This window comes from Streptomyces sp. NPDC002309 (assembly GCF_053593375.1).
Map to the genome: position 1 here is coordinate 21,517 of NZ_JBSFCI010000032.1, position 6,588 is coordinate 28,104.

Annotated in this window: 5 protein-coding genes and 1 pseudogene; 2 read left to right on the top strand and 4 right to left on the bottom strand. The window is 72.8% G+C overall.

Translation table 11 applies throughout. The annotated features are described in order from the left end of the window. Positions 1–47: 47 nt before the first annotated feature. Entirely contained in the window at positions 48–1,472 is a 1,425-nt protein-coding gene (locus tag ACWCPM_RS24950; RefSeq protein ID WP_450978483.1) for a SpoIIE family protein phosphatase, read from the bottom strand. A 348-nt stretch (positions 1,473–1,820) separates the two neighbouring features. On the opposite strand from ACWCPM_RS24950, the gene ACWCPM_RS24955 reads away from it, so the two are divergent. Further along, positions 1,821–2,234 carry an SsgA family sporulation/cell division regulator gene (locus ACWCPM_RS24955; protein WP_450978484.1) on the top strand — a complete coding sequence of 138 codons (414 nt, stop codon included), beginning with the start codon at positions 1,821–1,823 and terminating at the stop codon, positions 2,232–2,234. A gap of 48 nt (positions 2,235–2,282) precedes the next feature. On the opposite strand, the pseudogene ACWCPM_RS24960 reads toward ACWCPM_RS24955, so the two are convergent. The 3 genes and pseudogenes from ACWCPM_RS24960 to ACWCPM_RS24970 all read right to left on the bottom strand — a co-directional run. After that, positions 2,283–2,637 (bottom strand): annotated as a pseudogene (locus tag ACWCPM_RS24960) (inositol 2-dehydrogenase); the annotation flags it as partial. Between the two features lie 25 nt (positions 2,638–2,662). Beyond that, on the bottom strand, positions 2,663–3,757 hold the full coding sequence (locus tag ACWCPM_RS24965) for a baeRF3 domain-containing protein (RefSeq protein WP_450978485.1): 1,095 nt from the start codon (positions 3,755–3,757) through the stop codon (positions 2,663–2,665). A 52-nt stretch (positions 3,758–3,809) separates the two neighbouring features. Further along, positions 3,810–5,420: an alpha/beta hydrolase gene (locus tag ACWCPM_RS24970; protein WP_450978486.1), complete on the bottom strand. Its 1,611-nt coding sequence runs from the start codon at positions 5,418–5,420 to the stop codon at positions 3,810–3,812. A gap of 327 nt (positions 5,421–5,747) precedes the next feature. On the opposite strand from ACWCPM_RS24970, the gene ACWCPM_RS24975 reads away from it, so the two are divergent. Beyond that, the gene (locus tag ACWCPM_RS24975; protein WP_450978487.1) at positions 5,748–6,377 is read left to right on the top strand and encodes a chaplin; all 630 of its coding nucleotides are present in this window, start codon (positions 5,748–5,750) and stop codon (positions 6,375–6,377) included. The last annotated feature ends 211 nt before the right edge of the window (positions 6,378–6,588 follow it).

A 6,588-nucleotide genomic window follows, 5' to 3' on the forward strand; every position in this document is an offset into this window, starting at 1 on the left:
GCGGCCGTCCGCGCTTTTGGTACTCCACGCTCCCCTGCCCTGATTCTCTATGACGTGACCCGGGCGGACATGACCCTGGCGATCAGGACGCAGGCGTCGTCCTGCCGTCCGGTCTCGCCGAACTCCTCCACGACCATCCGGACACAGTCCTGTGCGGACCGTGCCTCCGCGAACCGTGGGGCCAGCCCGGTGAGGCGCTGCGCGGCGTCCGTCCCGCTGCTCCCGGGTACCAGGCCGTCGGTGTAGAGCAGGACCAGATCGCCCTCCTCAAGGGGCTCCTCGGCCTCGCCGTAGGCGGCACCCGAGGTCGCGCCGAGCAGGACGCCGCCCGGTGCGTGCAGGTCGCGCCCCGTCCCGTCGCGGAAGAGCAGCGGGGCGGGGTGTCCGGCTTGTGCCCAGACCAGGTCGCGGGTCCCGGGCCGGTAGCGGCAGCAGACGGCGCTGCCCAGGGCCGGCTCGACGGTCGTGTCCAGCAGTTCGTTCAGCAGCGCCAGCAGCTCGCCGGGGCGGGTGCCCGCCATCGCCATGCCGCGTACGGCGCCGAGCAGCATCGCCGAGCCCGAGGCCGCACCGCCGCCGTGGCCGGTGAGGTCGCCGACGCTCAGCAGCGTCTCGCCTCCGGGCAGTTCGAGCGCGTCGTACCACTGGCCACCGGTCGGCTCGCCGGGCGACGCGGGCAGCCGTCCGGCCGCCAGGTCCAGGCCGTGCGGGCCCCTGGGGCGCGGGAGCCGCAGGGAGTCGTGCCACGGCGGCGGCACGGCCTCCCGCGGCTCGACCGCCGGCCCGTGCGCGGTCCCTGCGACGTCCGGCGGGCGCTGGAGCGAGTCATGGGTCTCGCTCACCGCCAGCTGGCTGCGCCGCAGTTCGCTGACGTCGCGCAGCACCGCCCACATCGAGGCGGTGCTGCCGTCGGAGCCGAGCACGGGCTCGCCCATCATGTGCACGGACCGCACCTCGCCGTCCGGCCGTACGATCCGGAACTCGCCGTCGATGCGCTTGGCGTCGACCAGGCAGTTGGTGACCATCGACGTCAGCCGCGGCCGGTCCGCGTCGAGCACGAGGGAGGGCAGCTCGTCCAGGGTGAGCGGGGAGGCGGAGGGGGCGCGTCCGAGGATCTCGTACAGCTCGACGGACCAACTGGCGTGGTCCGTCAGCAGGTTCCACTCCGCGCTGCCGACCCGGCTGAGCAGCGACTCGCCACGGGCGGCGGGCGCCGGCGTGGCTTCGGTGACCGGGGGCGGCCCGTCGCGGAGCTGGGCCAGATGCTCGTCGAGGTCGTTGAGTTGGTGCAGCGCGAGGTCGTAGAGTGCGCGCTGCCAACGGTCCCGCGGATCCGAGCCGTCACCGTGCGCGTCCCGCCGCACGGCGTCCATGTCGCCCTTGAGTCGTCGCGTCTGCGATATCAGCGCTTCGACGGAACCGCGTCCCGGCGGCGGGGCGGCTGGGTGGTCCGCGGAGAGGTGGGACGGCATGACGCACTCCGATGCGGGAACGGTACGACAAGGCTGGCGGTGGGACCGTTACGACTGTCGCACAGCCCGCGACGCCCCGTAAGGGATTTGGCAACACACGATCCGGTGGTGCTTCTGGCATATGCCAGTGTCTTCACGGAGTGCTCGCGGCGTAGTCGGAGCCTACGTCTCCGGGCGAGCAAGTCGTAGAACCCGTACGTGAATTGACGGGTTGTCGGGCTCCCTGGATCGCGCTCACACGGTTGTTCGTCGCATAGGTGTTCCAGGGTGTACGTGAGAGGGGGTGACGCGCTCGTAAGAGAACCGGCATGGAACCGGCCGCCCTCTCGCCGCAGTGGAGACCGACGTATGGACATCACCCTCCAGCAGCCCGCCCCAGCCCGGCTGATCACGGCGGAGGAGCGGGAGGTCCCGGTCCCCGTCACCCTCCGCTACCTGTCCACCGACCCCCTCGCGGTGCACTTCGACTTCCCGCCCGAGTCCTGCCTCGACGGCGAGGCGCTGAGCTGGAGCTTCGCCCGGACCCTGCTCCAGGACGGGGTGCGTGGCCCGGCCGGTGGCGGAGACGTGCACATCTGGCCGTGCGGGCGGGCCCTCACCGTGCTGGAGCTGCACTCGCCCCGCGGGCTGGCGCTGCTGCAGTTCGACACCTCGGCGCTGCGCCGCTTCCTGCTGCGCACGTACGCGGTCGTCGCGGCCGGCCAGGAGGACGTCGCCGGTGCCGTCGAGCGGGGACTGAGCAGCCTGTTCGACGGGGTCTGACCAGGAGCCGCGGCTCCGCCGCTGGTCAGCCGTCCCGGCCCGCGCACAGCGCCGGGCGCGGCCGACGGTCAACCGGCCGCCGTCCTCCAGTGCCCCGCCCCCGGCCTCTGCCACGGCGGAGGCCGCGTACCCGCCCCAGGCACTCGGGCCGGGTGACCCGGCCCCGCCGGGTGGCGTCGACCCATGCCTGCGCCTGGCGGTCGTAGGCGTCCGCGACCCGCACGAGGTGGTCCTGCGCACCTCCTCGCGGGCGCCGCCCTCCGCCGTGACGCGGTAGCCGGAGCCGCGGTTCACGAACACCTCGACGTCGACCAGCGCGCCGCCCGCCGTCTCGGACAGCACGAACCGTGGACTGCGGATCGACCGGGCCGTCGGGGGAGTTCACGCAGGACCGGGGGCGCAGCGTAGGCGCAAGGGCGTGGGCGCCGTCAGTAGCGCAGTACCCCTGCGATCCCGGCGGCGTCGCCCAGGGTCCCGTCCGGGACGAAGAGGACGTCGGCGCCCGTCTCCAGGCACTGCTCCACGATCTCGTCCACGATGTCCTCGCGGGCGTCGAGATCGTCACCGGCGGCCGGCACGAGATGGTCGCCGTCGTCGCGCACGGTCACGCGGTAGTTCTCCTCGACGGCGAGCAGCCGCACCCGGGCGTCCCGGGCGTTCTGCCAGACCTCGTCCACACCGGCCGCGAACTCCTTGCGCCCGCGGGCCGATTCGAGTTGCCTGGTCACGGTGTCGACGGTCCTCAGGTCCTCGGCCTCGACGATCGCGCCCACCGCCTGCCACACGGCGTCCGGTGTGCCCTGCGCCAGACCGCCGTGGGCGATGTGCAGGGCCCCTCGCGCAACGTCCCCGACCTCGGCGAGGCAGGACAGCGCGGCCTGCTCACCGGTCACGTACAGCGGCCGCGGGCGGTCCCTCAGGACCGCTCCGATCGCCGTGTCCGCCTCGCGCAGGAAATGACGGGTGCCCTCGTCGCGGAACGTGCTCGGCGTGTCTCCGACCCGTTCCAGGCGTTCGGGGTCGAAGTTCTCCGGGCTGCGGGACAGCGGGAAGCCGCCGCCGCGCTCCTCGACGACGCGGCCCCCGCCGCCGTTCCAGAGGGTGGCACGGTCGGCCGAGACCGACAGCACCCAGAACGGCCGCTCGGACACCTGGGCGGAGACGAGGTTGCGGGTGAGGAAGGTGTCGGAGAGCACCACCCGCTCGGGCACGGTACGGGCCAGCGACCACACCTGGTGCTCACCCGGGGCGGCGAAGATCACCAGGCCGTCCTCGGAGTGGGTCAGATCGATCTCGCCGAGCGCCTGGTCGAGCTGGGCCGCCACATCGGCGCGCCGCTCCCGGGACACCGCGGGATCGGTCTCCAGCTGCTTCTTGGCCTCGGCCACCACATTGCGCAGCCGGACCCGGTCCTGCGCGTTGTACGGCTCCCTGCGGTGCGTCGGCGTCAGCACGGACACCGCCGGGTAGGGACGCGGGCGGCGCAGCTCGGACAGGGTCGTGGGACTGAGTGCGTGCTCCATGACAGCACCATAGGACCGATTCACGTCTCGGGCATTCGGTGCGGGACGATCCTCATCGAGAGGCTCCCTCGCCGCTCCCGGAACCGCAGGAGCTGCCGCTGGGCGGCAGGGTGCCGTACAGCAGGAAGTCGTCGACCTTGGCGTGCACGCACTTCGAGGACATGTAACCGGTGTGGCCCTCGCCCTTGTTGTCGAGCAGCACGGCCGACGGCCCCAGTCGCTTCGCCGTCTGCACGGCCCAGCGGTACGGCGTCGCCGGGTCGCCCCGCGTGCCCACCAGGAGCATCTCGGGGCCGTCGACGTCCTTGACCTCGTCCCGGATGAAGTCGGTGCCCTTGGGGCGGCCGTAGCACAGCAGGACCTGGGTGAGGCGGAACGGGCCGAAGACCGGGGACGCCGCCTCGTACGCGGCCCGCAGCCGCCCGAGGCTCCCGGTGATCTGCCGGGCCGTGGGGCGGTCGGGGTCGTCGGCGCAGTTGACCGCCATCAACGCGGCCGGAAGGTTGTCCAGGGGAACGTTCTCCTGGTCCACGAGCCCGCCGTCGGCGGACGGCGAGTCCTCCTGGCGCCCCTGCCGTGTTCCCGGCGCGAGCCCACCGGTGGCGAACGTCTCCAGGCGCGTGGTGTCCCCGTCTTCGACCAGCGAGGCCAGGGCACGCTCCAGCGACGGCCACATCTCCCTGCTGTAGAGCCCCTGGCTGAGCGCGCCGACCAGGTCCTGGCCGGTGAACTCGCCGCTGAACGCGGTCGGGACCGGGTCCTCGTCCATCGACCGGACCAGGCGTACGACCTCCTCGCGCGCCCCGCGCGCGTCCTGGCCGAACGGGCACGCGACGTCCTTCACGCACCAGTCGACGAAGTCGTCCAGCGCGGTCTGCTGACCTGAGGCGCCCGCCACGCCCTGCTCGGCGAGGGACTCCGTCAGCGTGTCCACGCCGTCGAGCACCATCCTGCCGACCTTGTCGGGGAACTGGGCCGCGTACACCGCGCCGAGACGCGATCCGTAGGAGAAGCCGAGGAAGTTGAGCCTGTCGTCGCCGACGGCCTGGCGTATGACGTCCATGTCCCGGGAGACGTTGATCGTCCCTATGTGCGGCAGCACGGGCCCGGAGTGCTTGGCGCACTCGTCGGCCGCCTTCTTCAACTGCCGCAGCACCGCGTTCGGATCACGCAGCGTCTCGTCGGTCCCGGCCGTGACCTCCGCGCCGGCGTAGGGGCTGTCCCCGCAACTGACCGGGGAGGAGCGGCCGACGCCGCGCGGATCGAAGCTCATGACGTCGTAGCCGTCGGTCAGGCCCATGAAGTCCTCACGGCTGTGCGCGAGTTCGCTGACGCCCGGGCCGCCGGGACCGCCGAAGTTCAGCAGCAGCGAACCGCGCTTGTGGCCGCTGGCCCGGTACCGGGCCAGCGCCAGGTCGAGCGTTCCGGCGTCCGGCCGGGCGTAGTCCAGCGGGACGGTGACCTTCGCGCACTGCAGGTCGCGGGGGACCGTCCCGCCCTCGCACTTCTTCCACACGGCCTTCTGCCGGTAGAACCGGGTCAGGTCGGGCTGCGGATCGTCCGCGGCCGTCGCCGGCACACCGGCGCCCAGCATCGCCAGGCCGATGGCCCCGGCGACCGAGTGGCGTCGTACCGCGCGCCGCGGTGACGGCTTGGCCAGCATCGATGCCTCCAAGGGGCCCCGCAGAGGACCGGTGAACGGCGCCCTCGCTCACGATAAGCGGCCCTCGCGGGGGCCGCCTCCGGGGCCGGGGCGACGTGAGGGACCGTCCTCACCTGTTCGGCTCACACGCCCGGTACGATCCGTTACGGACTGTGTGGAGGGGTTCGGTCGGCTTTACTGCCAGTTCGACAAACCTGTCACTCGGTGGGGTGAAAGGCGGATAAGCCATAACTCGGATGGTTCACCCGCGTTTTATCCGGTGCGGGTGAGTGCCCGCGACCACGTCTGGAAGGCAGGGACCCCATGAAACGGGTTACCCGAAACGGTGTGTTCGCCGTCGCCGCCGCGTCCGGCGCGCTGGCTGTGACGTTTCCGGCGCACGCGGACTCCGCGGCCGACGGAGCCGCGGTCGGCTCGCCGGGGTTGATCTCCGGCAACACCATCCAGCTCCCGGTGCACGTCCCGGTGAACGTGTGCGGCAACACCGTGAACGTGGTGGGGCTCCTGAACCCCGCCGCCGGTAACAGCTGCGCCAACACCGGCGGTGCCGCGAAGGCGGGCCCCAGCTCGGGGGCCGCTTCGGGCGGGGGAGCGTCCGCCGTGGGCAGCGGAAAGGATTCACCCGGGGTGCTCTCCGGCAACGGGGTGCAGCTGCCGGTCGATCTGCCGGTGAACGTCACGGGCAACAGCGTGAACGTCGTCGGCGTCGGCAACCCCTCCGTCGGCAACACGTCCGAGAACAACGGTGACCCGGTCCGCCCGGAGGAGCCGGCGCCGGCCCCGCCCAAGACCCTGCCCGCGCCGAAGCCGGTGCCCCCGCGTGCCACGGAGCCGACCACGGCCGGCCTCGCGGAGACCGGCGCGGACGCGACGGTGCCCACGGTGATCGGCGCCTCGGCGCTGGTGCTGGGCGGGGCGATGCTGTACCGCCGCTACCGGCCTCAGGCGGTGCGCTAGTCCCTCCGGCTTCCCGTGCCCGTGCGGTCCGCGGATCCCGCGCGGCTCACGGCACGCAGGAGCGGGACCCCATCGGCGGTGACCACCGATGGGGTCCGGGGGGTCGGAGCCGGGCCCGGACCCGCGCCGGCCGTCCGCTCCCAGGGGCGCGGCCCGTGACCGGTCGTGGAGTCCGAGTCCCCCGTCGCGGTCCGGTCCGGCCGCGCGGCTC

Coding starts and splice junctions, on each gene's coding strand:
- ACWCPM_RS24965 (WP_450978485.1), bottom strand. CDS start 3,757: ATGGAGCACGCACTCAGTCCCACGACCCTGTCCGAGCTGCGCCGCCCG.
- ACWCPM_RS24970 (WP_450978486.1), bottom strand. CDS start 5,420: ATGCTGGCCAAGCCGTCACCGCGGCGCGCGGTACGACGCCACTCGGTC.
- ACWCPM_RS24950 (WP_450978483.1), bottom strand. CDS start 1,472: ATGCCGTCCCACCTCTCCGCGGACCACCCAGCCGCCCCGCCGCCGGGA.
- ACWCPM_RS24955 (WP_450978484.1), top strand. CDS start 1,821: ATGGACATCACCCTCCAGCAGCCCGCCCCAGCCCGGCTGATCACGGCG.